The sequence below is a fragment of the Amycolatopsis sp. 505 genome, assembly GCF_031625235.1.
In the GTDB taxonomy this organism is placed as follows: domain Bacteria; phylum Actinomycetota; class Actinomycetes; order Mycobacteriales; family Pseudonocardiaceae; genus Amycolatopsis.
The window spans coordinates 163,078-184,157 of record NZ_JACKQP010000004.1 but is presented as its reverse complement, the minus strand read 5'-3'; the positions used below and the strand labels follow the sequence as shown (position 1 = coordinate 184,157).

The window sequence follows — 21,080 nt, the reverse complement described above, 5'->3', positions numbered from 1 at the left end:
GCCTACATGTAGCGAGCCGACGTGTAGACTGCATACCCATGAAGGCGGACACCCTGCGCGGACACCTCGACGCGTTGCTGCTGGCCGTGCTCGACGGCCGGAAACTGCACGGCTACGCGATCATCGAGGCCCTCCAGCTGCGCAGCGACGGCGCGCTCGACCTGCCCACCGGCACCGTGTACCCGGCGCTGCGCCGGCTCGAGCGGGCCGGCTGGCTGGCCAGCGAATGGGACGTCGTGTCCGGCCGCAAGCGGCGGACCTACCGGCTCACCCGCTCCGGCGAGCAGGCCCTGGCCGCGGAACGCGCCGAGTGGCGGGAGTTCACCACGGTCATCGGGGGAGTGCTGGGGACATGATCGACGAGTACCTGGGGGAGCTGGACCGCAGGCTGCACGGCTGCGGCCGGTTCAAGGCCGACCTGCTCGGCGAGGCCCGCGACGGGCTGCACGACGCCGCCGACGCCTACCGCGCGGGCGGCTGGAGCGACGAGGACGCGCAGCGCCGGGCCGTCGCCGACTTCGGCCCGGCGGCCGTCGTCGCCCGCGACTACCAGGCCGAGCTGGGCATGCTCAGCGGCGTCCGGACGCTGTGGAAGCTGGTGCTGGGCGTCCCGGCGATGCAGATCGCCTGGGACTACGCGCGGATCCTCACCTTCGGCGAGTGGACGAAACTTTCGACGCCGACGCCGGAGTGGTACCGCGTGATCGCGCACGCCACGCACGGTGCCGTGTTCGTCGTGCCGGTGATCGGCCTGATCGCCCTGGTCGGCATCCGGTGGCTGTCGCGCCGGCTCGACGCCGTCCGGCTGTCCCGGTTCTGCGGCGCGCTGATCGCGCTGGCCGTCGGCATCAACCTGGCCTCGGTGGGGCTGGTGATCGGCTCGACCGGCCTCGTCGACGTCTCCCGGCTGTTCCTGAGCGTTCCCTGCGTCCTGCTGATGGTCGCCTGGGTGGCGCTTTCCGTCCGGCTCGTCGTGCTCGCGAGACGATCCTGGGGTGGGTATGCCACGATCGTCGCGTGACGACCGCGCTGATCTACCTCGTAGTCATGCTGCTGGTGGCGGCCGTGGTGTTCCTGCTCGCCGCGGTGGTGTTCGGCCGGGGTGAGGAGCTCGCCCCGCTGCCGCCGGGCAGCTCGCCCACCCGGCTGCCCGCCGAGGACATCACCGGCGAGGACCTGACCGAGGTCCGGTTCCAGCTGGTGCTGCGCGGCTACAAGATGTCCGAAGTGGACTGGGTGATGCGGCGGCTCGGCGTCGAGCTCGACGAGCTGCGCGCCCGCGTCGCCGAACTGGAGCAGCGCGAACGCGAGCGGGAGAGCACGCCCTCGCCCGAGGCTTCCCCGTGACGGACCTGATCCTCTCGGTCGACGTCCGCGCCCCGGCCGGGACGACCTGGCTCGCGCTGACCGACTGGGCGCGCCAGGGCGAGTGGATGCTCGGCACCGACGTCGAGGTGGTCGAGGGCAACGGCCGCAGCGTCGGCTCGCGGCTCTCGGCGTTCACCGGCGTGGCCGGGGTCGGCTTCACCGACACCATGGAGATCACCAGCTGGGAGCCGCCGGTGCGGTGCGGGGTCCGGCACCTCGGCAGCGTCGTGGCCGGCACCGGCGTGTTCCAGGTCGTCCCGAAGGGCGCGGCGCGCTCGACGTTCGTGTGGGCCGAGCACCTGCGGCTGCCGTTCGGGCCGCTGGGCCGGCTCGGCTGGCCGGTCGTGCGGCCGGCGTTCGCGCTGGGGGTGCGCCTGTCGCTACGGCGGTTCGCGCGGTTCGCGGAAAACTATTCGGTGGGTGGGGATGAGTGAGCTTCTCGGCGCCGACGGCGTCGCGCGGTGCAGCTGGGGCAACTCGACCCCGGATTACGCTGCGTACCACGACGAGGAGTGGGGTGTTCCGCTCCACGGGCAGGACGAGCTGTACGAGCGGCTGTGCCTCGAGTCGTTCCAGTCGGGGCTGTCGTGGCTCACGATCCTGCGCAAGCGCGAAGGCTTCCGGAAGGCGTTCAAGCAGTTCAAGCCGGCGAAGGTGGCGAAGTTCGGCGACGCCGACGTCGAGCGGCTGATGCAGGACGCCTCGATCGTGCGGAACCGGGCGAAGATCCTGGCCGCGATCAAGAACGCCCAGGCGATCGCCGCGCTGGACACCCCGCTGGACGATCTGCTGTGGTCCTTCGCGCCTTCTTCGCACAAGCGCCCGCAGACGATGGCCGACGTCCCGGCCATCACCGACGAGTCCAAGGCGATGGCCAAGGAGCTGAAGAAGCGCGGGTTCGTCTTCCTCGGCCCGACCACGTGCTACGCGCTGATGCAGGCCACCGGGATGGTCGACGACCACGTCGCCGGCTGCTTCCGGGCGGCCTGAGCCCGGAAGCAGCCGCGGCGTCACTTGCCCTGGAAGGCCGGCTTGCGCTTGCCGACGAAGGCCTCGACGGCCTCGGTGTGGTCGGCGGTCGCGCCGAGCGCGGTCTGGGCGGCGTCCTCGGCGTCGAGGGCCTCCTCGAACGTCGACTGCGCGGCCAGGTTGAGCACGCCCTTGATCTTCGCGTAGGCGACGGTCGGGCCGGCCGCGAGCTTCGCCGCCACCTTCTGGGCGCGGGCGGCGAGCTCTTCGTCCGGCACGACCTCGCCGACCAGGCCGAGCCGCAGCGCCTCGGCCGCGTCGACGGTCCGGGCCAGCAGCATCAGCTCGGCGGCGCGGCCGTAGCCGACCAGCCGCTGCAGCGTCCAGGACGCGCCCGAGTCCGGGCCGAGCCCGACGTTGGCGAAGGCCATCAGGAACGACGACGACTCGGCGGCGATCCGCAGGTCGCTGGCGTAGGCGAAGGCGGCCCCGGCGCCGGCGGCGGTGCCGTTGACCGCCGCGATCACCGGCTTGGGCATGGCCACGATCGCTTTGACGATCGGGTTGTAGTGCTCCTTCACGGTGTGTAGCGGGGCGGGGTCACCCGCTTGCAGCAGCCCCACGTGCTCCTTCAAGTCCTGGCCGGCGCAGAACGCCTTGCCGGAACCGGTCAGCACGACCGCGCGGACTCCCTCGTCGCCGGACGCCTCGCGCAGTGCCGCGAGCAGTGCTTCCTTCAGCTCCACGGTCAGCGAGTTGTACGCCTGCGGCCGGTTGAGGGTGAGGGTGCGCACCCCGTCGGCGTCGGCGGTCAACAGGACGTCGGATGTGGTCACGTCTTCTCCTTGCGCGGAAAACTTCGGTCGGCCGAGAGTCTTTCACCTCGCGCGGGCCGCATACCAGCACCGATACGGCGGCAAAAGATCGGTCCGCTGATGCGCCCGGCCGCTGATGAGGGACAATGGACACCAGACCCGGCTGGCTTTCACGCGAGCGCGACCCGGGCGCGCCGGTTGAGACGGAGGGAGCACGCTATGGCGGCCATGAAGCCCCGGACCGGAGATGGTCCCCTCGAAGTGACTAAGGAGGGGCGGGGCCTCGTGATGCGCGTACCGCTCGAAGGTGGTGGGCGACTCGTCGTCGAACTCTCCGCGGAAGAAGCGAAGGACCTCGGCGCCGCATTGGCGGAGGTCACCGGCTGAACCGGCTCCCTCGATCCGTCCTTCCGTCGCACCCCGGTCTCCCTGCGGAGGCCGGGGTCGCGGTTCCTCTGCGCCCAAAGGTTGCTCACTGTGCGTAATCCGCTACCGCCCGTTCCGGCTACTCTGCTCGACATCGAAGTCGCGGCCGACCTCCGCCGCGGCGTCCCGACGGCCCGGCTGGTGGCCGCGCCCGACAACGATGACGTCGAGCCCTTGGAGATCGAGGGCGTCCGGATCACCGGCAAGGCGGGCGACGTCCAGACGGTGCCCGGCAGCGGGCCGCGCTGGATCGCGGGCCTCGGCGGCGGTGAGCCGAAGGAGTACCGCAAGACGGGCGCGGCGCTGGTCCGCGCGCTGAACGCGGCGCTGGCCGAAGACGTCGAGAACGGCGGAAAAGCGTTTCGCGCGGTGCAGCTGGAACTGCCCGAGGAGGCCTCCGGCGAGCACGTCACCGAACTCGCGCTGGGCCTCCTGCTGGGCGGCTACCGGTACAAGGTGACCGGCGAAGCGCCTTCGCCGTCCGTGCGGACGATCCGGCTGGTGGGGGAGGACCCCGCGTTGCCGGCGCTGGTCGAGCGCGCTTCGGCGCTGGCCGCGGCGACGGCGCTGACGCGGGACCTCGCGAACACGCCGTCCAACGTGAAGACCCCGGCCTGGCTGGCGGACACGGCCGCCCGCGTGGCCGGCCCGCGCGTCGAGGTGACGGTGCGGGACGAGAAGTGGCTCGCGGCCGAGGGTTTCGGCGGCGTGCTGGCCGTCGGCGGCGGTTCCGCGCGGCCGCCGCGGCTGATCGAGATGGCGTACCAGCCGCCGGGGGCTTCGACGCACCTGCTCCTGGTCGGCAAGGGCATCACGTTCGACACGGGCGGCCTGTCGATCAAGCCGGCCGACGGGATGCACCTGATGCGCACGGACATGGCGGGCGGCGCGGCGGTGATTTCGGCGATCCGGGCCATCGCGGCGCTGGGGCTGCCGGTCCGGGTGACGGCGCTGGTGCCGTGCGCGGAGAACCACGTGTCGGGGTCGTCGTACCGGCCGGGCGACATCGTCCGGCACTACGGCGGCAAGACGACCGAGGTGGGCAACACCGACGCCGAGGGCCGGATGGTCCTAGCCGACGCGCTGGTCTACGGGATCCGCCGGTTCTCACCGGACTACGTGGTTGACGCGGCGACGCTGACCGGTGCGATGAAGGTCTCGCTCGGCCTGCGCACGGGCGGCCTGTTCGCCTCGGACTCTTCGCTGGCGGCCGCCGTGGTTTCGGCGGGCGCGCGCGTGGGCGAGGCGTGGTGGCGGATGCCGCTGGTGGAGGACTACGCGGAGAACGTCCGGGGTGAGTTCGGCGACGTCCGGCAGACGCCCGGCGGCCCGGGCGGTATCACGGCGGCGTTGTTCCTGCGGGAGTTCACCTCAGGCCTGCCGTGGGCGCACCTGGACATCGCGGGCCCGGCCCGGTCGGAGAAGAACTACGACGAGGTGGTCCCGGGCGCGACGGGCTTCGCGGCGCGGACGCTGGTGGAGCTGGCGGCTTCGCTGGGCTGACGGCCGGCCGTTTCCAGGACGTGGTCGCGGAACCCGGTGACCGCCGGGGTCAGCGGCTCCTCCGCCCGCCACACGAGCCCGATCGTCCGGAACGGCGGCGGCGCCAGCGGCACCTCCGCCACGCCGGCCGGCGTGCCCGGCCCGAACCGCGGCAGCAGTGCCACGCCCAGCCCCGCCGCCACCAGGCCGCGCACGGTGTCCGACTCCTGGCCTTCGAACGCGATCCGCGGCGTGAAGCCCGCCGCCGCGCAGAGCTCGTCCGTCAGCGTCCGGACGCCGTACCCCTGCTCGAGCAGCACGAACTCCTTGTCGGCGAGTTCCGCCACCCGCACCTCCCGGCGTCCCGCCAGCCGGTGGCCCGCCGGGACCGACAGCAGGATCTCCTCGTCCACCAGGCCCGCGCCGGCCAACACCGGCACGTCGGGCAGCGGCGCCACCAGGGCGAGGTCCAGCTCGCCGCCGGTCAGCCGGTCGACCATGTCCTGGCGCGAACCCTGGACCAGCGTGAACCGCACGCCGGGGTAGCGCGCCCGGTACCCGCGCAGCAGCGACGGCACCAGCGACCGCCCGAGCAGGTGCAGGAACCCGAGCACGACGTGCCCCGACTCCGGCGACACCTCCTCGCGCGCCAGCCGCACGCCGGCGTCGAGCGCCGCCAGCCCACGCTCGGCCGCCTCGGCGAGCAGCTCTGCCGCGCGCGTCAGCCGGATGCCACGGCCGTCCGGAACGGTCAGTGGCGCCCCGAGCGCGTCCGCCAGCGCCGCGAGCCGGCGGCTGACGGTCGGTTGCGGGACACCCAGCAGTTCGGCCGCGCGTGTGACGTTCCTCGTCTCCCGGAGCGCGGCGAGCAATGGCAGGTGCGGCGCGACCTGCGCGGACAGCGAGTCATACGGCACCGTATCGATTGTGCCACCCGGGTGCATTAGACGTATTGGTTAGTCCTGCTTACTTTCGGGAGGTGACCTCCACCCGCCGAGTCAAGACGGCCGTCGCCGCGGCCGGGATCTCCTCGTTCGCCCTGCTCTACGCGCCACAGCCGGTGCTGCCGCAGCTGGCGGCGCAGTACCACCTGGACCCAGGCGGCGCGGCGCTCGCGGTGAGCGTGGCGACCGGCGCGCTGGCCATCGCGGTGCTGCCGATCGCGGCGCTGTCGGAGGTGGTCGGCCGCCGTCCGGTGATCCTGACGTCGGTCATCGCGTCGGTGGTGTTCGGCCTGCTGCTGCCGCTGATGCCGACGTACCCGGCCCTGCTGGTGTTGCGCGCGCTGCAGGGCGTCGCGATCGCGGGCTTCCCCGGCGTGGCGGCCGCGTACCTGGCGGAGCGCCTGGGCCGCGCGGGCGTCGCGGCGGCGGTCGGAGCGATGATCGCGGGCAACACGATCGGCGGCATGCTCGGCCGGCTGGCCAGCGGCTTCACGGCAGGCCCCCTCGGCTGGCGCGGCGCCTTGCTGGTCGTGGCCTGTGTCGGGGCGGTGTGTGCCGCGGTGACGGTCGTGACGCTGCCGCCGGGCCCGCGCCCGGGCCGTGCCGGTGGCGTCGGCCGCGGGCTGCTGACGGCGCTGAGCAAGCCGGTGCTGCTGGCGCAGTACGCGGTCGCGTTGCTGGCGATGGGTTCGTTCGTCGCCCTGTACAACGCGGCGGGTTTCCGGTTGACGGGGTCCCCGTTGGAGTTGTCCCCGGCGGTGGCTTCGCTGGTCTTCCTGGCTTACGCAACGGGCTCGGTGTCGTCGGCGGCGGCCGGGCGCCTGGTGGCCCGGGTGGGGCGCCGCCGGGCGTTGATCGGAGCGTTGCTGCTGACGGCGACGGGCGCGGCCCTGACGTTGCCGGACTCGTTGCCGCTGGTCATCGCGGGATTCTTGGTGCTGACCTGCGCATTCTTCGCGGCCCACGCAGTGGCGAACGGCTGGGCCGCGGCGGACGCCCCGGAGACGGCCCGCGGCCAGGTGGGCGGCATGTACACGGCGACGTATTACCTGGGCAGCAGCGTCGGCGGAGCTGCCGGGGCGTGGGTGTACGGGCATGCGGGGTGGTCGTGGCTGATCGCGGTGGTGGCGGTGTGGCTGCTGCTGGCGGTGGCCGCGGTGGGGGCCGGGACGCGGGTCCGGGTTGAGCGGCGCGAGCTGGTGAACGCCGGGTGAGTCGCGTCTTGGTGGAGTTCCGTTCCGGTATCCGAAGTCGTCGGGTGAGCGGGTGCCGCCACCCCGAAGCCCGATGGTGACTACGGCCGGCGGCACCGCGTCAAGGCGGGAAAGCGTGCCTTGACCCGGCGCCGCCGGCCGTGTTCCGGCTTCGGATCGGGGTTGCGGGGGGTGTGGGTGCCGTGGTGGCCGGGTGTGTTCCCACCCTTGCCGGCCGGTTCCGGCGAAGTCGGGCGCGCCAGCGGTGTCGCGAATGACTCATTCGGGACGTCCGAGGTCCCGAATGAGTCATTCGCGACCTTCGAGGAGCGCCAGGACCCGCACCAGCAGAACTTTGCCGGGCCCCGCCGGTCCGCAGCCAAGCCCCCGCCACTCCCAGGGGGGCGTCCCCGTGGCCAGTCTATCGGCGCACACCGACCAAACCCCCGGCCGACAGCCAGTTGTCCACAGCCGAGCCGGCTTGTGGACAGGCGGTCAGGTCGCTGCGCCGACCAGCAGTCCGCCGCCCACCGGCAGCAGCGCCGGTACCAGGCGCTCGTCCTCCCGGAACGCCCGCGCCACCTCGCGCAGCGCCAGCGTCTCCGGGTCCCGGTGCGCCGGGTCGATCACCCGGCCGCCCGCCAGCACGTTGTGGAACGCGATGATCCCGCCGCGCCGCAGCAGCGACACGCCCAGCTCGTAGCAGCCCGGGTACTCGATGTGCGCGGAGTCGACGAACACCAGGTCGTAGCCGCCCGGCGTGAGCCGCTGGAGCACGTCCAGCGCGCGCCCGATGATCAGCCGCGTCCGGCCCGGGGCGAAGCCGGCCTCGCGGAACGTCGCGCGCGCCGCCCGCTGGTACTCCGGCTCGACGTCGATCGACGTCAGCACGCCGTCGGGAGCCATGCCGCGCAGCAGGCTGAGCCCGCTCACCCCGGCGCCCGTGCCGACCTCGACGACGGCCTTCGCGCACAGCGTCGCGGCCAGGAAGCGCAGCGTCGCGCCCGCACCCGCGCTGAGCGGGGTGCAGCCCAGGTCCTCGGCCCGTGCCCGCGCCGAAGACAGCACCTCGTCGTCGGGCAGGTACCCGTCGACGAACCCGGAATCGGCCGGTGCGGCCGCAGGGGTGGGCGTGTTCACGCACGGAGGTTAGCGTTGGTTGTCGATAAATCCGCGCAGGCTCCCTGGAAGCACCCGGGAAGAAGTTCTCAGCCTGCTCTCAGTCCAGTCTCACTAGAACCATAAGGAGTCCGGAGAGACTGAAATCCGAACACACGGGAACACCGTGTCGAGGGCCCGCGTTGGGTGGAGCAGACAGGAGTAACGCTGATGGAGGTGCCTGCTCCCACGATGCAGAACGCCGTAGCCGACGCCGGGGCTCAGCCCGTGTCCCTGGACGAAGCGGCCTGGACGCCGCCGTCCTGGGACGAGGTCGTGCGCGAACACGGTGACCGGGTCTACCGGCTCGCCTACCGCCTGACCGGCAACACCCACGACGCCGAGGACCTCACGCAGGAGACCTTCATCCGGGTCTTCCGCTCGCTGGCGTCCTACAAGCCCGGCACGTTCGAGGGCTGGCTGCACCGGATCACCACCAACCTGTTCCTGGACATGGCCCGCCGCCGCTCGCGCGTGCGGATGGAAGGCCTGCCCGAGGACACCGACCGCATCGTGGGCGACGACCCGAGCCCCGAGCAGGTCTACACCGACACCCACCTGGACCCGGACCTGCAGGCGGCGCTCGACGAGCTGCCCCCGGAGTTCCGCGCCGCCGTCGTGCTGTGCGACGTCGAAGGGCTGTCGTACGAGGAGATCGGCGCGACGCTGGGTGTCAAGCTGGGCACTGTCCGCAGCCGCATCCACCGCGGGCGCCAGGCGCTGCGCGCGTCGCTCGAGCGACGGCGCGCTTACGCACCGCAGTCTGCGAAGGTGTCGGTATGACCGCACCGCGAGGCTGGGCACTCCCCGAGTCGCACTTGCTGCCGGAGGTCGTGGTGGCGTTCGTCGACGGCGAGCTGTCCCACGGCGCACGCGACCGGGCGGCGTCGCACATAACGCGCTGCACGGCGTGCGCGGCCGAGGTGCGCGCGCAGCGCCAGACGGTCGAGACGATCCGCCGCGCGGGCGCGCCGTCGATGTCGGCGGGGTTCCTGGCGAGCCTCCAGTCGATCCCGCAGCAGACGGAGCTGCCGAGCACCCCGGACAACCTGGCCATCACGGCCGACGGCCAGCTGGTCGCGGTCCAGCGCCCCGACCGCGTCGCGGGCCTGCGCGATTCGGGCGTGTTGGGCGGCGTGGCGCCGTTGGGATCATCGGCGCCGTTGGGCCAGTCCCCGAACGTCCTCGGTGGCGGCCGCTTCAAGCGCCGCGCGGCGCAGGGGGCCGGAGTGGTGGTGTCGGGCCTGGTGCTGAGCGCGCTGGCTTTGGTGGGCACATCGGCGGACGGCGACGGAGCCCCGGAGACGGGCGGCGGAGCCCCGCAGCCGGCGAACCTGCTGCCGGCCCAGATGGCGGTGCCCCAGCAACCGGCCCCGGTCTCGACCCCGGCGACGACAACCCCGGTGGCGGTACCGGCGGGCATCCGCTGAGCGAACTTTGAAGGCCGCTGCGAATCCTCCTCGCGGCGGCCTTCGGTGTGTCCGGCCCCGCGCGGTGGCGGTCCTGCGCGCAGCCGCCGTGGCGGCGCTGCCCAGGGCTTGATGGCCAGCGCAGCCCCTCCGCCCATCCGAGCGGGCTCCGGCAAGGCCGTGGCGTCTCAGGCGCCTGGCGGCATGACCGGCACACCCACCCAGACCTCCCCCGCCACCCCGATCCGAAGCCAGAACGCGGACGGTGGTGCCGCGTCAAGGCACGCTTTCCCGCCTTGACGCGGTACCACCGTCCGTCGTGACAATCGCGGCTTCGGGGTGGTGGGCCAGCGAGTACCACCAAGACCTCGCAGGCCTCCCTGGGCAGGGCCCCGGCAAAGTCGGGCCACTCGTGCACAGCGGCGGCCAGCGGTGCCGCGAATGACTCATTCGGGACCTCGGACGTCCCGAATGAGTCATTCGCGACCTTCGAGAAGCACCGGCACCCGCAAACAACAAGACCTCGCAGGCCCCCGCCCTCCCTGGGGGGCGTCCCCAAGTCCAGCCTATCCCCACCCCCCGACGGAAACCGCCGCTGAAAGCCTTCCAAGGCGGTTTGTCCACATCACCCTCACGTTGTGGATCGGGGCTCAAGAAACAGCCACTTCACCCGTGGACCGGCAGACTCGGAGCACTGGGCTTGGGTATCGTCACGCCCAGCCACCTGATCTTCTGCACCGGGGAATGATGACCGAGCCGAACGAGAATCCCGAGCAGCCCGGCGCGCGTGAAGCCGACCGGCTGGGCCCGCGGCCGCTCGCGCGGCCGGCCGTCGATCCGGCGCAGGCCGCCGTGTTCGGCAGGCCGCAGGGGGTCGACGGGGCGTTCGACAAGCTCTACTCCCCGCAGAAGGCCAACGGCGTCAACCTCGCCCCGCCCGCTCCCGAGTCGCTCGCCGAGGCCTTCCGGCGGCCGCCCGGGGCCGAGGGCGTCCTGCTCGAACGGCCGCGGGAAGCCACCGGTGAACCGTCCGACGCCGAACCGCCCCTGTGGACCGGCACCCGCGATCCCTGGCGTGATCCCGGGGCTGCCGCCGTTCTCGCCGGGCCCGCCGTGCCCGCCGAAGACGAGGAAAAGCCCGCCAACCGGCCTCCCGGCGCGCTGCTCAGCCTGCCCGAGGTGCTCTTCGGACGGCGCGTGCAGCCGAAGGCGCTCGTCCTGCTCGGCGTCGTCGCCTTGCTCATCGGTGCCGCCGGTGGCGTCGTCGGGTGGTGGGCCGCCGACACCGGCACCGAGCTCACCGGCTCCGCCACCATCGCCGAAGCCGAGGCCGGCAAGGAACGCCCCGCCGGGTCCGTCGCCGAAATCGCCAAGCGCGTCGCGCCCGCCGTCGTCTCGCTCGAAGTGTTCAAGCCCGGCGCCGAATCCGGCGAACAGGGCTCCGGTGTCATGATCGACCCGCAGGGCTACATCCTCACCAACGAACACGTCATCGCCTCCGCCGCCGCGGACCCGGGCGTCAAGGTCACCGCCGTCTTCATCGACGGCACGCGCACCGAGGCCAAGCTCGTCGGCGCCGACCAGAAGACCGACCTCGCCGTCGTGAAGGTCAACGTCACCAACCCGACCGTGCTGCAGGTCGGCAAGTCCGCGGACCTGCAGGTCGGCGACACCGTGATGGCGATCGGCTCGCCGCTGGCGCTGCAGAACTCGGTGACCGCCGGCATCGTCAGCGCGCTGAACCGGCCGATCACCGCGGGCGGCGACAACGGCGCCCCGCCGGTCACCTACGAGGCCATCCAGACCGACGCCGCGATCAACCACGGCAACTCCGGCGGCGCGCTCGTCGACTCCACCGGCGCTCTGGTCGGCATCAACTCGTCGATCCGCTCGGCGGGCGCGGACGGCGGCAGCATCGGCATCGGCTTCGCCATCCCGAGCGACTACGCGATCAAGATCGCCAAGGCGCTGATCAAGGACGGCAAGGTCCAGCATGCCGACATCGGCATCAACGCGTCGTCGACGGTCGCCGGCTCGTCGACGATGGGTGCCCAGGTGAAGAACGTCGCGCCCGGTGGCCCGGCGGCGAACGCGGGCATCAAGGAGGGCGACGTCATCACGAAGATCGGCAACCGGCTCGTCCGCGACTCCGCGGAGCTGACGGTCGCGGTCCGCGCGCACGACGTCGGAGAAGTGGTCCCGGTGCAGCTGGCCCGCGACGGTGCCAGTTTCGTCGTGGACGTAACCCTGGCTTCCGACTGAGTTCCCGCGTTCGGCCTGCCGGAGCGCGGCGGTCGGCGGGTACCCTGGGCGGGTAGGTTCTTCTTCGGAGGTTGACTGGTGTTCGAGAGTGTCGGATGGGGCGAAATCCTCGTCCTCATCATCGCCGGTCTGTTCATCCTCGGCCCGGAACGGCTGCCGGAGGCGGCGTCCTGGCTCGCGAAGAGCGTGCGCAAGGTCCGCGAGTTCGCGACCGGCGCCAAGGAGCAGCTCCGCGAGGAGATGGGCCCGGAGTTCGACCAGCTGCGCAAGCCCCTGGAAGACCTCCGCGGGCTGCGGAACTTCGACCCGAAGCGAGTCGTGACGCAGCACCTGTTCGACGGCGACGCCGATCCGCTCGGCCTGAAGGGCATCACGAACGGCAGCAGCACCCCGGCGAACGGGACGAACGGTTCGAACGGCTACCTGGCCGGCCAGACCCAGTCGGCGCCGGAGCCGCTGAAGCCGGGCGAGCGCCCGCCGATCGACCCGGACGCAACGTAGTCGCGATCGGCTTCCTGGCCAAACTGGTCTGCGGGAAGGACGAGTACTTCTCGCTGTCTCGACGCCTGCGGCCGAATGAACGGCGCAAGCCGGCGGCCGGCCGGTAGCGCAAGGCGACAAAACACCTCACCAGACCTCCCCCGCCCCTGATCCCTGCGATCCCTTCAGCCGGCGGCTGAAAATCCGAACGGAGGGGCGGGGGAGGTCGGACCCGTTCCCGAGCCGCGGCAGAGCGAAACCACGGCAGAAGAAGAAGCGCAAGAAGTCTGCCGTGGCTCGAAAGATCGTCCTCGCCGGACAGGCAGGCTCCGGGATGACCACCCAGCTCTTTTGTGCGCTGCGTCGCTCAGCGGCCCGCCGGGGTCACGTTCAGCATCATGCCCGCCAGCCCGCGGGCGCGGACCGAGAGCTTCTTCGCCACGTCGCTCAGCACCACCGATGCCGGGGCCTCCGGCTCGGACAGCACGATCGGCGTCCCCGCGTCGCCCTGGGCGACCACCCTCGGGTCCATCGGGACCTGCCCCAGCAGGGGCACCTCCGACCCGATCGACTTCGTCAACGACTCGGCCACCGTCGAGCCGCCGCCCGAGCCGAAGATCTCCATGCGCTCCCCGGACGGCGTCTCCAGCCACGACATGTTCTCGATGACCCCCGCCACGCGCTGACGCGTCTGCAGCGCGATCGCCCCTGCGCGCTCAGCCACCTCGGCCGCCGCCTGCTGGGGGGTGGTCACCACCAGGATCTCCGCGTTGGGGATCAGCTGGGCCACCGAAATCGCGATGTCGCCCGTGCCCGGGGGCAGGTCCAGCAGCAGGATGTCCAGATCGCCCCAGAAGACGTCCGCCAGGAACTGCTGCAACGCGCGGTGGAGCATCGGGCCGCGCCACACCACCGGGGTGTTGCCCGGGGTGAACATGCCGATCGAGATCACCTTCACGCCGTGGGACTGCGGCGGCATGATCATCGTGTCGACCTTGGTCGGCTTCTCGCGGGCGCCCAGCATGCGGGGGATCGAGTGGCCGTAGATGTCCGCGTCCACCACACCGACCGACAGCCCCCGGGCCGCCATCGCCGCGGCCAGGTTGACCGTCACCGACGACTTGCCCACGCCGCCCTTGCCCGAGGCCACGCAGTACACCCGGGTCATCGAGCCCGGCTGCGCGAACGGGATCACCGGCTCGGCCGCGTCGCCGCGCAGGGACTTGCGCAGCTCCGAGCGCTGCTCGTCGCTCATCACGTCCAGCTCGACCCGCACGTCGACGACGCCCGGGAGCTTCGAAACGGCCTCGCGCGTGTCGTTGGTCAGCGTCGCCTTCAGCGGGCAGCCGGCCACCGTCAGGTAGATGCCGACCGTGACCACGCCGTCCGGCGCCACCGCCACGTCCTTGACCATCCCCAGGTCCGTGATGGGTTTCCGGATCTCGGGATCTTGCACGCTCTTCAGCGCGCTGCGGACGTCGTCGACGCTGGGGAGCTGCTGGGTGCTGGTCACCCCGTCCATGTTACGAGCCGGTAGGAGTGCGGGACTTCTTGGGCTTTACGTCCAGGTCTTCCCGGAGCCGGTCCAGCTCGGTGCGGAGGTAGTCGCGCGTGGCCACTTCGCCGATCGCCAGCCGCAGCGCCGCCAGCTCCCTGGCCAGGTATTCCGTGTCCGCCTTCGTCTGGGCCGCGCGGTTGCGGTCCTCCTCCAGGGAGACGCGGTCGCGGTCGTCCTGGCGGTTCTGCGCCAGCAGGATCAACGGCGCCGCGTACGCAGCCTGGGTGGAAAAGGCCAGGTTGAGCAGGATGAACGGGTACGGGTCCCACTGCAGCGAAACCGCCGTGATGTTCAGCACGATCCACACCACGACGATCAGCGTCTGCCAGAACAGGTACTTCCCGGTGCCCAGGAACCGCGCGATCCGCTCGGTGAACCGCCCGAACGAATCCGGGTCGATGTTCAGCCTGAACCGGTTCTGGCCGCGGGGCTGGTCGAGCCGCCGTCCCGAAGTCGGCTCAGGCACGGTCTTCCTCCAAGGTGTCGTGCAGCCCGGTCTCCCGCCAGTCCTCGGGCAGCAGGTGGTCGAGGACGTCGTCGACGGTCACCGCGCCGATCAGGTGGTCCTCGGTGTCGACGACCGGCCCGCAGGTCAGGTTGTAGGCCGCGAAGTAGCGGGTGACCTCGGCCAGCGACGCGCCCGGTTTCAGCGGCGGCAGCCCGGTGTCCACGGCGCTGGCCACCAGCTCGGCCGGCGGCTCCCGCAGGAGCCGCTGGAAGTGGACGACGCCGACGTAGCGCCCGGTCGGCGTCGCCGTCGGCGGGCGGCAGACGAACACCATGCTGGCCAGCGCCGGCGGCAGTTCGGCGTTGCGGATGTGGGCCAGCGCCTCGGCGATGGTCGTGTCCGGGGTCAGCACCACCGGCTCGGGCGTCATCAGGCCGCCCGCGGTGTCGGACGAGTACTCCAGCAGCCGCTTGACCGGCGCCGACTCCTCCGGCTCCATCAGCTCCAGCAGCCGGCTCTGGTCGGCCGGGGCCAGCTCGGCCAGCAGGTCGGCCGCGTCGTCGGGGTTCATCGCCTCCAGGACGTCGGCCGCGCGCTCCTCGGCCAGGTAGGCCAGCAGCTCCTTCTGGTCGTCGTCCGGCAGCTCCTCGATGACGTCGGCGAGGCGTTCGTCGTCCATCGCGTCGGCGACCTCGTGCCGGCGCTTGAGCGGCAGGTCGCGCACGGTGGCGGCGATGTCCGCCGGCCGCATCGTGTCGAACAGCATCAGCAGCTGGCCCGCGCCCTGGGGCTGGGCGCCCAGGTCGGCCAGGCCCAGCCCGGCCACCTCCGACCAGGGCAGCACCTGCATCGCGGCGCGGCGGCGGCCCAGCCCGACCCGCCGCTCGCGGATGGCCAGCTTGGCGAGCACCCAGTCCCGGGTGCGGGTCGGTTCCATCCCGGCGTCGACGACGGTGATCCGCGTGTCCGACCCGGCCAGCGTCGCGTGCGCGTCGAGCAGCTGGCCGAGCACCAGCACCTCGTTGGGGCGCTGGTTGAACTGGCGCATGTTGACCGAGCCGGTGGCGAGCGTCACCGCGCTCGGTTCGATCGAAGTGACGCGCAGCATCGGCACGAAGACCCGCCGCCGGGTGGCCAGCTCGACGACCAGGCCGAGGATCCGCGGCGGCTGCGCGTCCAGGCGCAGGCCGGCCACCAGGTCGCGGACCCGGCCGATCGACTCGCCGTCGGGGCCGAATACCGGCAACCCGGACAGCTGAGCTGCGAAAACCCTGTTGACCGCGGCCATGCCGCTGACACTATCGGCTGGCCGCCCAGGGGGCGATTTCCGCCACTGTGACGAAGGCCGGGTCGTCGCTGTCTTGCCCGGTCTCCGCGAACTCTTCGATCATCCAGATCCAGTTCTGCACGGCCCGCACGAGCGTCCAGGCCCGCGCCTTCGAAGCGTCCAGCTCGTGCGAAGCGACGATCAGCGCGAACCGTTCGTCCAGTGTGGACTCGGTGAACCGGTTCCAGAACAACGGGATCACGCCCCACTCGAGGTCGCCGGCGAGGGGCTTCGGGTCGATCACCAGCCACGGTTCCCGCGTGCCCGCCAGGACGTTCTGGAAGTGCAGGTCTTCGTTCGCCAACAGTTCGCCCGCGTCCGGTCCGAGTTCGCGGCAGATCGCGACGGCGTCTTCGACCAGCCGCTTCTCGAACGGCTCGCCGAGTTCGGCCCAGCGGCGGGGGAGTTCCCCGGTCAGCCGCGCCGCCTCGGCCCGCAGTCGCCGCCGGATAGACGCCGGCGCCGGGACGGCCAAACGCCGCGCCAGGCCGCCGATGAGCGGGATCGCCGAGCGCAGCGGGAGGTCGTCGAGGGTGCGCCCGGCGTCGAGCCGTTCCAGGAGCAGGACGCCGTCGTCCGGCGCGGATTCCAGCAGCAGCACCGCACCCCGGCCGGCCCATGTGGACAGTGCGAGCGGCTCGTCGGCGGACTCCTCGTCGCGCCAGCCCAGCTTCAGCACCACCGGCGTGCCGTCGGGCAGGCGCGCGGGCTGCACCACGCCGACGTAGCCGTGCATCGCCTCGCCCTCGAACGTCAGTCCCCACTTCCGGGCGTACTCCGCGGCGAGCTCCGGCAGGGCGGCGAGCCAGGGGACCGCCTCCGGCCCGAGCACCTTAGGCGCGCGGGCGGCGAACAGCGGGGGGATGCGAAGGTCGGTCACCGGTCCAGCCTGGCAGCCGCGTCCAGCGCATTTCGTCAGGTGCCGGGCGGGCGTACGCTGGGCTTTCAAGGGGAAACGCAACCCCGGGAGCTGCCATGGTGGTGGAGATTCTCAGCGCCGTCGTCCTCGCGGGCGGGGTCTGGCTCGCGTCGAGCGTGCGCGTGGTGAAGCAGTACGAACGCGGGCTGATCTACCGGTTCGGGCGGGTGCGGTCCCGCGTCCGCGAACCCGGGCTGGCGGTGCTCGTGCCGTTCGCGGACCGGCTCCAGAAGGTCAACATGCAGATCGTGACCATGCCGATCCCGGCCCAGGACGGCATCACCCGCGACAACGTCACGGTCCGGGTGGACGCGGTCGTCTACTTCAAGGTCATCGACCCGGTCGTCGCCGCGGTCAACGTGCAGGACTACCGGTCGGCGGTCGGCCAGGTCGCGCAGACGTCGCTGCGCTCGATCATCGGCAAGAGCGAGCTCGACGACCTGCTGTCGAACCGCGAGCGCCTCAACGAAGGCCTGGAGCTGATGATCGACAGCCCGGCGCTGGACTGGGGCATCCACATCGACCGCGTCGAGATCAAGGACGTCGCGCTGCCGGAGGCGATGAAGCGCTCGATGTCGCGGCAGGCCGAGGCGGAGCGGGAACGGCGCGCGCGCGTCATCTCCGCCGATGGTGAGCTGCAGGCGTCGCACAAGCTCGCGCAGGCCGCGGCGACGATGGCCGACACCCCCTCGGCGCTGCAGCTGCGGCTGCTGGAGACCGTGGTGCAGGTGTCGTCGGAGAAGAACTCGACGCTGGTGCTGCCGTTCCCGGTGGAGCTGCTGCGGTTCCTCGACGCGCAGACGCCGAAGGCGGCGGCCCCGGCTCCGAAGGCCGAGCCGGAGCTCACCGAAGGGCAGCTCGAGGCGAAGCCGGAGGTGAACGGCCACGCGACGCCGTCGCCGCGCAGCCCCGGTGACGCGGTGCTGCCGGCGGACTAGTTCAGGTAGCCGTTCGTGCCCAGGATGATCAGGGTGGTGAAGAAGCCGACCCACAGCGCGATCACGACGTAGCCGACGATGACGGCGGCCGTGGCCAGCCCGCGGCCGCCCGCTTCGCCGCGGTTGGTCTTGCTCAGCGCGACGTGGCCCATGATCAGCCCGGCGATCGCGGTGACGCCGGAGCAGAAGCCGAGGATCGAGCACACGAGGGCGCCGATGGCCAGCGCGTTGTCCTGCGCGCGCGGAGCCGCGTACGGCTGCCCGTACGGCGCGGGCTGGCCGTATGGCGCCGGCGACGTGTACGGCTGCCCGTAGGCCGGCGGGTACGGCTGCTGCTGGTAGGCCGGGGGGACCGGCTGCCCCGGGGGTGCGAACGGCGTGCCGGGGATGTAGGCCGCCGGGGTCTCGTACGCCCCGGGCGGCAGCGGGCCGGGCTGCTCCGCGGCCACGGTCGCGTCCCAGGCCGGCTGCTCCGAGGCGACGGTGGTGTCGGTGGTGTCGGCGGCCGGAGCGTCGGTCGCCGGGACGTCGGCCGCGGCGGTGGCCGCCTCAGGTGCGGCCGTGGTGTCGTCCGGCGTCGCCGCGGCGATCGTGGCGTCGGGCGACGGCGGGTCGTAGTTCTCCGGCTGGTACGGCGCCGGGTCCGCCGGCGCCGGCGGGTCGTACGACGCCGCGGTCGGGTCGGCGGCCGGGCGGTCCTTGTCCCCGGACGGGTCGGTCATGACGGGTCCCCTCGGTGCGGGTGGGAGGCCGGCGGCGCGGCGGAATTGTCGGTGGTCGCCGGTAGAGTCGAAAACGGGGGGGCGCCCCGGCGGCCCGGTCAGCGCCAGGAGTCGAGGAAGCCGAGGGCGAGCCCGAGGGCCACGAGCGCGATGTTGAGCGCGATCCCCACGTACCCCACGATGATCGCCGCCATCGCCACGCCCTGGCCGTCCGCTTCACCGCGCTTGGCCTTGCCGTGGGCGATGTGGCCCATCACGATGCCCGCGATGGTGATCAGGAAGCACAGGAAGATGCCGAGGATCGAGCAGATCAGCGCGCCCACCGCCAGTCCCGAGCCCTCCCGCGGCTGACCCGGCATCCCGGGGTAGCCCGGGCCCGGCGGGTACTGCGGGTAGCCGCCGCTCGGGTACTGCTGGCCGTAACCGGGCTGGCCGTATCCGGGCTGCTGGTAGCCGCCCGAAGGCGGCTGCTGGCCGTACGGGTTGTTCGGATCCTGCGGGTAAGTCATGATCTCTCCCCTCCTCGCCGCACTTTACGGTGCCGGACCCGCTCAGCGTGAGCGCCCTCATAGCAGCGTTGCGGCTTTGGAGTCATACTCACCGGTAACCCAGCGCCGGGAGCGGCGTCGTACTCCGGAAAGGGAGCCGTGATGGCCCGTCTCGCCCAGACCGCCGGCCTGACCGACGTGCAGTCGGAGATCCTCGCCACCGTCCGCCAGTTCGTGGACAAGGAGGTCATCCCGCACGCCCAGGAGCTCGAGCACGCCGACACCTACCCCGCCGACATCGTCGCGGGCATGAAGGAGATGGGCCTGTTCGGGATCACCATCCCGGAGGAGTACGGCGGGCTCGGCGAGTCGCTGCTGACCTACGCGCTGGTCGTCGAGGAGATCGCGCGCGGCTGGATGAGCGTGTCCGGTGTCATCAACACCCACTTCATCGTGGCGCACATGATCTCCCGCCACGGCACCGAGGCGCAGAAGCGGCACTTCCTGCCGAGGATGGCCACCGGCGAGGTCCGCGGCTCCTTCTCGATGTCGGAGCCCGACCTCGGTTCGGACGTCGCCGCGATCAAGACCAAGGCGAAGAAGACCGACGACGGCTACGTCATCGACGGCTCGAAGATGTGGCTGACGAACGGCGGGTCGTCCAACCTCATCGCGCTGCTGGTGAAGACCGACGAAGGCGCGGAGAAGCCCCACCAGAACCTGACGACCTTCCTGGTCGAGAAGCCCGAGGGCTTCGGCGAGGTGGCCCCCGGGCTGACCATCCCCGGCAAGATCGACAAGATGGGCTACAAGGGCGTCGACACGACCGAGGCGGTCTTCGACGGCTACCAGATCGGCGCCGACATGGTCCTCGGCGAAGCGCCGGGCAAGGGCTTCGCGTACATGATGGACGGTGTCGAGGTCGGCCGCGTGAACGTCGCCGCGCGCGCCTGCGGCATCGCGATCCGCGCGTTCGAGCTGGCGGTGGAGTACGCCCAGCAGCGCAAGACGTTCGGCAAGGCGATCGCCGAGCACCAGGCCGTCGCGTTCAAGCTGGCCGAGATGGCGACCAAGGTCGAGGCGGCGCACCTGATGATGGTGAACGCGGCCCGCCTCAAGGACTCCGGCGCGCGCAACGACGTCGAGGCCGGGATGGCGAAGCTGATCGCCTCCGAATACTGCGCGGAGGTCACGCAGGACGCGTTCCGCATCCACGGTGGTTACGGGTACTCCAAGGAGTACGAGATCGAGCGGCTGATGCGCGAGGCGCCGTTCCTGCTGATCGGCGAGGGTACCAGCGAGATCCAGAAGACGATCATCAGCCGCGGCCTGCTGCGGGAGTACAAATCGCGGTCCTGACGGACGTTTGTCGCTCTGTCGACAATTGACCGCCCGGCCTTTCGGGGTAAGCGGCTCGCACGGTCCGGGCGTTCTTGACAAGATGGACGCCCGGACAACGAGTGCGCAGGTGATGATGGTGAGTAGTCCCTTTGGCGGGGGGCGGGCGCCCGGTGGCCTGCCGCGGCTGCCGACCCCGCCGACCGGCTGGCCGATCGGGTCGTACGCGACCTACGGCGAGGCGCAGAAGGCGGTCGACTTCCTCGCCGACAGCGAGTTCGCCGTCGGCGACGTCACGATCGTCGGGGTCGACCTGATGCTCGTCGAGCGCGTGATCGGCAAGCTCAGCTGGGGCCGGGTGCTCGGCACCGGCGCGGTGTCCGGGGCCTGGTTCGGCCTGTTCGCCGGGCTGCTGCTCGGGTTGTTCGTCAACCAGGGCTTCGCGCTGCAGGTGCTCACCGGGCTGGTGCTCGGCGTGCTGTCCGGGCTGATGTTCGCCGCGATCGGGTACAGCATGTCGCGGGGCCGCCGGGACTTCTCCTCGGCGAGCCAGCTCGTCGCCGGCCGCTACGACGTCCTGTGCCAGCCGCGCTCGGCCGAACAGGGGCGGGAACTGCTCGCCAAGCTGGCCCTTAAACCGCCCTCGGCGAACCCCTGAAAAACCCCAGTTCCACCTGCGAAGAATCACGTTTCGGCGCGCGATCCGCTGGATCGTTACCGATACTGCTTGCGGGGTGTGATCGCCCGGCATAAGTTGTCCGACACCAGTCGGGCGGCCTCGCCCTGCAGCGCGGCGGCCCGAGCACTAGCACGTCGGGGTGCTGGCGCGGTTTCGC

General features: G+C 71.6%; 24 protein-coding genes. 15 read left to right on the top strand and 9 right to left on the bottom strand.

The features are described 5' to 3' along the window. The first annotated feature begins 38 nt into the window (after nt 1–38). Genes H5965_RS16735 through H5965_RS16715 form a run of 5 tightly spaced genes read left to right on the top strand, consistent with a single transcriptional unit; the run spans nt 39 to nt 2,358 of the window. Complete coding sequence (locus tag H5965_RS16735; RefSeq protein ID WP_091304396.1) at nt 39–356, top strand: helix-turn-helix transcriptional regulator; 318 nt, start codon at nt 39–41, stop codon at nt 354–356. Beyond that, entirely contained in the window at nt 353–1,021 is a 669-nt protein-coding gene (locus tag H5965_RS16730) for a permease prefix domain 1-containing protein (protein WP_310970841.1), read from the top strand. The genes H5965_RS16735 and H5965_RS16730 overlap by 4 nt, the downstream gene beginning before the upstream one ends. Then, the gene (locus H5965_RS16725) at nt 1,018–1,347 is read left to right on the top strand and encodes a DivIVA domain-containing protein (RefSeq protein WP_310970839.1); all 330 of its coding nucleotides are present in this window, start codon (nt 1,018–1,020) and stop codon (nt 1,345–1,347) included. The genes H5965_RS16730 and H5965_RS16725 overlap by 4 nt, the downstream gene beginning before the upstream one ends. Then, nucleotides 1,344–1,802 (top strand): SRPBCC family protein, encoded by a 459-nt coding sequence (locus H5965_RS16720; RefSeq protein ID WP_310970837.1) that lies wholly within the window; start codon nt 1,344–1,346, stop codon nt 1,800–1,802. Before H5965_RS16725 ends, H5965_RS16720 begins: the two co-directional genes overlap by 4 nt. Further along, complete coding sequence (locus H5965_RS16715; RefSeq protein WP_310970835.1) at nt 1,795–2,358, top strand: DNA-3-methyladenine glycosylase I; 564 nt, start codon at nt 1,795–1,797, stop codon at nt 2,356–2,358. The genes H5965_RS16720 and H5965_RS16715 overlap by 8 nt, the downstream gene beginning before the upstream one ends. Before the next feature lie 20 nt (nt 2,359–2,378). Here H5965_RS16715 and H5965_RS16710 read toward each other — a convergent pair whose 3' ends face one another. Beyond that, nucleotides 2,379–3,173 carry an enoyl-CoA hydratase-related protein gene (locus tag H5965_RS16710; RefSeq protein WP_310970834.1) on the bottom strand — a complete coding sequence of 265 codons (795 nt, stop codon included), beginning with the start codon at nt 3,171–3,173 and terminating at the stop codon, nt 2,379–2,381. 198 nt (nt 3,174–3,371) lie between these two features. Here H5965_RS16710 and H5965_RS16705 point away from each other — a divergent pair, with 198 nt between their 5' ends. Both H5965_RS16705 and H5965_RS16700 read left to right on the top strand, forming a co-directional pair. Further along, on the top strand, nt 3,372–3,539 hold the full coding sequence (locus H5965_RS16705) for a DUF3117 domain-containing protein (RefSeq protein WP_013222969.1): 168 nt from the start codon (nt 3,372–3,374) through the stop codon (nt 3,537–3,539). Nucleotides 3,540–3,629: 90 nt separating this feature from the next. Beyond that, the gene (locus tag H5965_RS16700; protein WP_310970829.1) at nt 3,630–5,081 is read left to right on the top strand and encodes a M17 family metallopeptidase; all 1,452 of its coding nucleotides are present in this window, start codon (nt 3,630–3,632) and stop codon (nt 5,079–5,081) included. Here H5965_RS16700 and H5965_RS16695 read toward each other — a convergent pair. After that, nucleotides 5,006–5,977: a LysR family transcriptional regulator gene (locus H5965_RS16695; RefSeq protein ID WP_310970828.1), complete on the bottom strand. Its 972-nt coding sequence runs from the start codon at nt 5,975–5,977 to the stop codon at nt 5,006–5,008. The genes H5965_RS16700 and H5965_RS16695 overlap by 76 nt on opposite strands. Nucleotides 5,978–6,039: 62 nt before the next feature. On the opposite strand from H5965_RS16695, the gene H5965_RS16690 reads away from it, so the two are divergent. After that, complete coding sequence (locus tag H5965_RS16690; protein WP_310970827.1) at nt 6,040–7,218, top strand: MFS transporter; 1,179 nt, start codon at nt 6,040–6,042, stop codon at nt 7,216–7,218. 474 nt (nt 7,219–7,692) lie between these two features. On the opposite strand, the gene H5965_RS16685 is transcribed toward H5965_RS16690, so the two are convergent. After that, nucleotides 7,693–8,337 (bottom strand): O-methyltransferase, encoded by a 645-nt coding sequence (locus H5965_RS16685; protein ID WP_308670016.1) that lies wholly within the window; start codon nt 8,335–8,337, stop codon nt 7,693–7,695. A gap of 210 nt (nt 8,338–8,547) precedes the next feature. Here H5965_RS16685 and sigE point away from each other — a divergent pair, with 210 nt between their 5' ends. The 4 genes from sigE (at nt 8,548) to tatB (ending at nt 12,527) form a co-directional block, all read left to right on the top strand. Further along, the gene (gene sigE, locus H5965_RS16680) at nt 8,548–9,138 is read left to right on the top strand and encodes an RNA polymerase sigma factor SigE (protein WP_310971363.1); all 591 of its coding nucleotides are present in this window, start codon (nt 8,548–8,550) and stop codon (nt 9,136–9,138) included. Then, complete coding sequence (locus H5965_RS16675; protein ID WP_310970826.1) at nt 9,135–9,785, top strand: hypothetical protein; 651 nt, start codon at nt 9,135–9,137, stop codon at nt 9,783–9,785. Before sigE ends, H5965_RS16675 begins: the two co-directional genes overlap by 4 nt. A gap of 723 nt (nt 9,786–10,508) precedes the next feature. Next, complete coding sequence (locus H5965_RS16670) at nt 10,509–12,026, top strand: trypsin-like peptidase domain-containing protein (protein ID WP_310970824.1); 1,518 nt, start codon at nt 10,509–10,511, stop codon at nt 12,024–12,026. Between the two features lie 78 nt (nt 12,027–12,104). Further along, nucleotides 12,105–12,527 carry a Sec-independent protein translocase protein TatB gene (gene tatB, locus H5965_RS16665; protein ID WP_043784308.1) on the top strand — a complete coding sequence of 141 codons (423 nt, stop codon included), beginning with the start codon at nt 12,105–12,107 and terminating at the stop codon, nt 12,525–12,527. A 346-nt stretch (nt 12,528–12,873) separates the two neighbouring features. On the opposite strand, the gene H5965_RS16660 is transcribed toward tatB, so the two are convergent. The 4 genes from H5965_RS16660 to H5965_RS16645 are packed head-to-tail and all read right to left on the bottom strand — an operon-like array spanning nt 12,874 to nt 16,719. After that, nucleotides 12,874–14,019: an Mrp/NBP35 family ATP-binding protein gene (locus H5965_RS16660; protein WP_310970823.1), complete on the bottom strand. Its 1,146-nt coding sequence runs from the start codon at nt 14,017–14,019 to the stop codon at nt 12,874–12,876. 10 nt (nt 14,020–14,029) lie between these two features. Next, nucleotides 14,030–14,530, bottom strand: a complete 501-nt coding sequence (locus tag H5965_RS16655) for a DUF1003 domain-containing protein (RefSeq protein ID WP_310970821.1) — start codon at nt 14,528–14,530, stop codon at nt 14,030–14,032. Beyond that, a complete protein-coding gene (locus tag H5965_RS16650; RefSeq protein ID WP_310970820.1) occupies nt 14,523–15,800 on the bottom strand; it encodes a magnesium transporter MgtE N-terminal domain-containing protein in 1,278 nt (425 codons plus the stop codon). The genes H5965_RS16655 and H5965_RS16650 overlap by 8 nt, the downstream gene beginning before the upstream one ends. Before the next feature lie 10 nt (nt 15,801–15,810). After that, on the bottom strand, nt 15,811–16,719 hold the full coding sequence (locus tag H5965_RS16645; protein ID WP_310970819.1) for an aminoglycoside phosphotransferase family protein: 909 nt from the start codon (nt 16,717–16,719) through the stop codon (nt 15,811–15,813). Between the two features lie 95 nt (nt 16,720–16,814). Here H5965_RS16645 and H5965_RS16640 point away from each other — a divergent pair, with 95 nt between their 5' ends. Beyond that, nucleotides 16,815–17,696: a slipin family protein gene (locus tag H5965_RS16640; protein WP_310970817.1), complete on the top strand. Its 882-nt coding sequence runs from the start codon at nt 16,815–16,817 to the stop codon at nt 17,694–17,696. Here the strand turns inward: H5965_RS16640 and H5965_RS16635 are convergent. Together H5965_RS16635 and H5965_RS16630 are read right to left on the bottom strand one after the other, a co-directional pair. After that, nucleotides 17,693–18,418 carry a DUF4190 domain-containing protein gene (locus H5965_RS16635; RefSeq protein ID WP_310970815.1) on the bottom strand — a complete coding sequence of 242 codons (726 nt, stop codon included), beginning with the start codon at nt 18,416–18,418 and terminating at the stop codon, nt 17,693–17,695. The genes H5965_RS16640 and H5965_RS16635 overlap by 4 nt on opposite strands. A 98-nt stretch (nt 18,419–18,516) precedes the next feature. Then, nucleotides 18,517–18,927, bottom strand: coding sequence for a DUF4190 domain-containing protein (locus tag H5965_RS16630; RefSeq protein ID WP_310970813.1), 411 nt, complete (start codon nt 18,925–18,927; stop codon nt 18,517–18,519). Nucleotides 18,928–19,068: 141 nt separating this feature from the next. Between H5965_RS16630 and H5965_RS16625 the strand changes: the two genes are divergently transcribed. Both H5965_RS16625 and H5965_RS16620 read left to right on the top strand, forming a co-directional pair. Continuing rightward, entirely contained in the window at nt 19,069–20,265 is a 1,197-nt protein-coding gene (locus H5965_RS16625; RefSeq protein WP_310970812.1) for an acyl-CoA dehydrogenase family protein, read from the top strand. 112 nt (nt 20,266–20,377) lie between these two features. Continuing rightward, nucleotides 20,378–20,902, top strand: coding sequence for a general stress protein (locus H5965_RS16620; protein ID WP_167455155.1), 525 nt, complete (start codon nt 20,378–20,380; stop codon nt 20,900–20,902). Nucleotides 20,903–21,080: the final 178 nt, after the last annotated feature.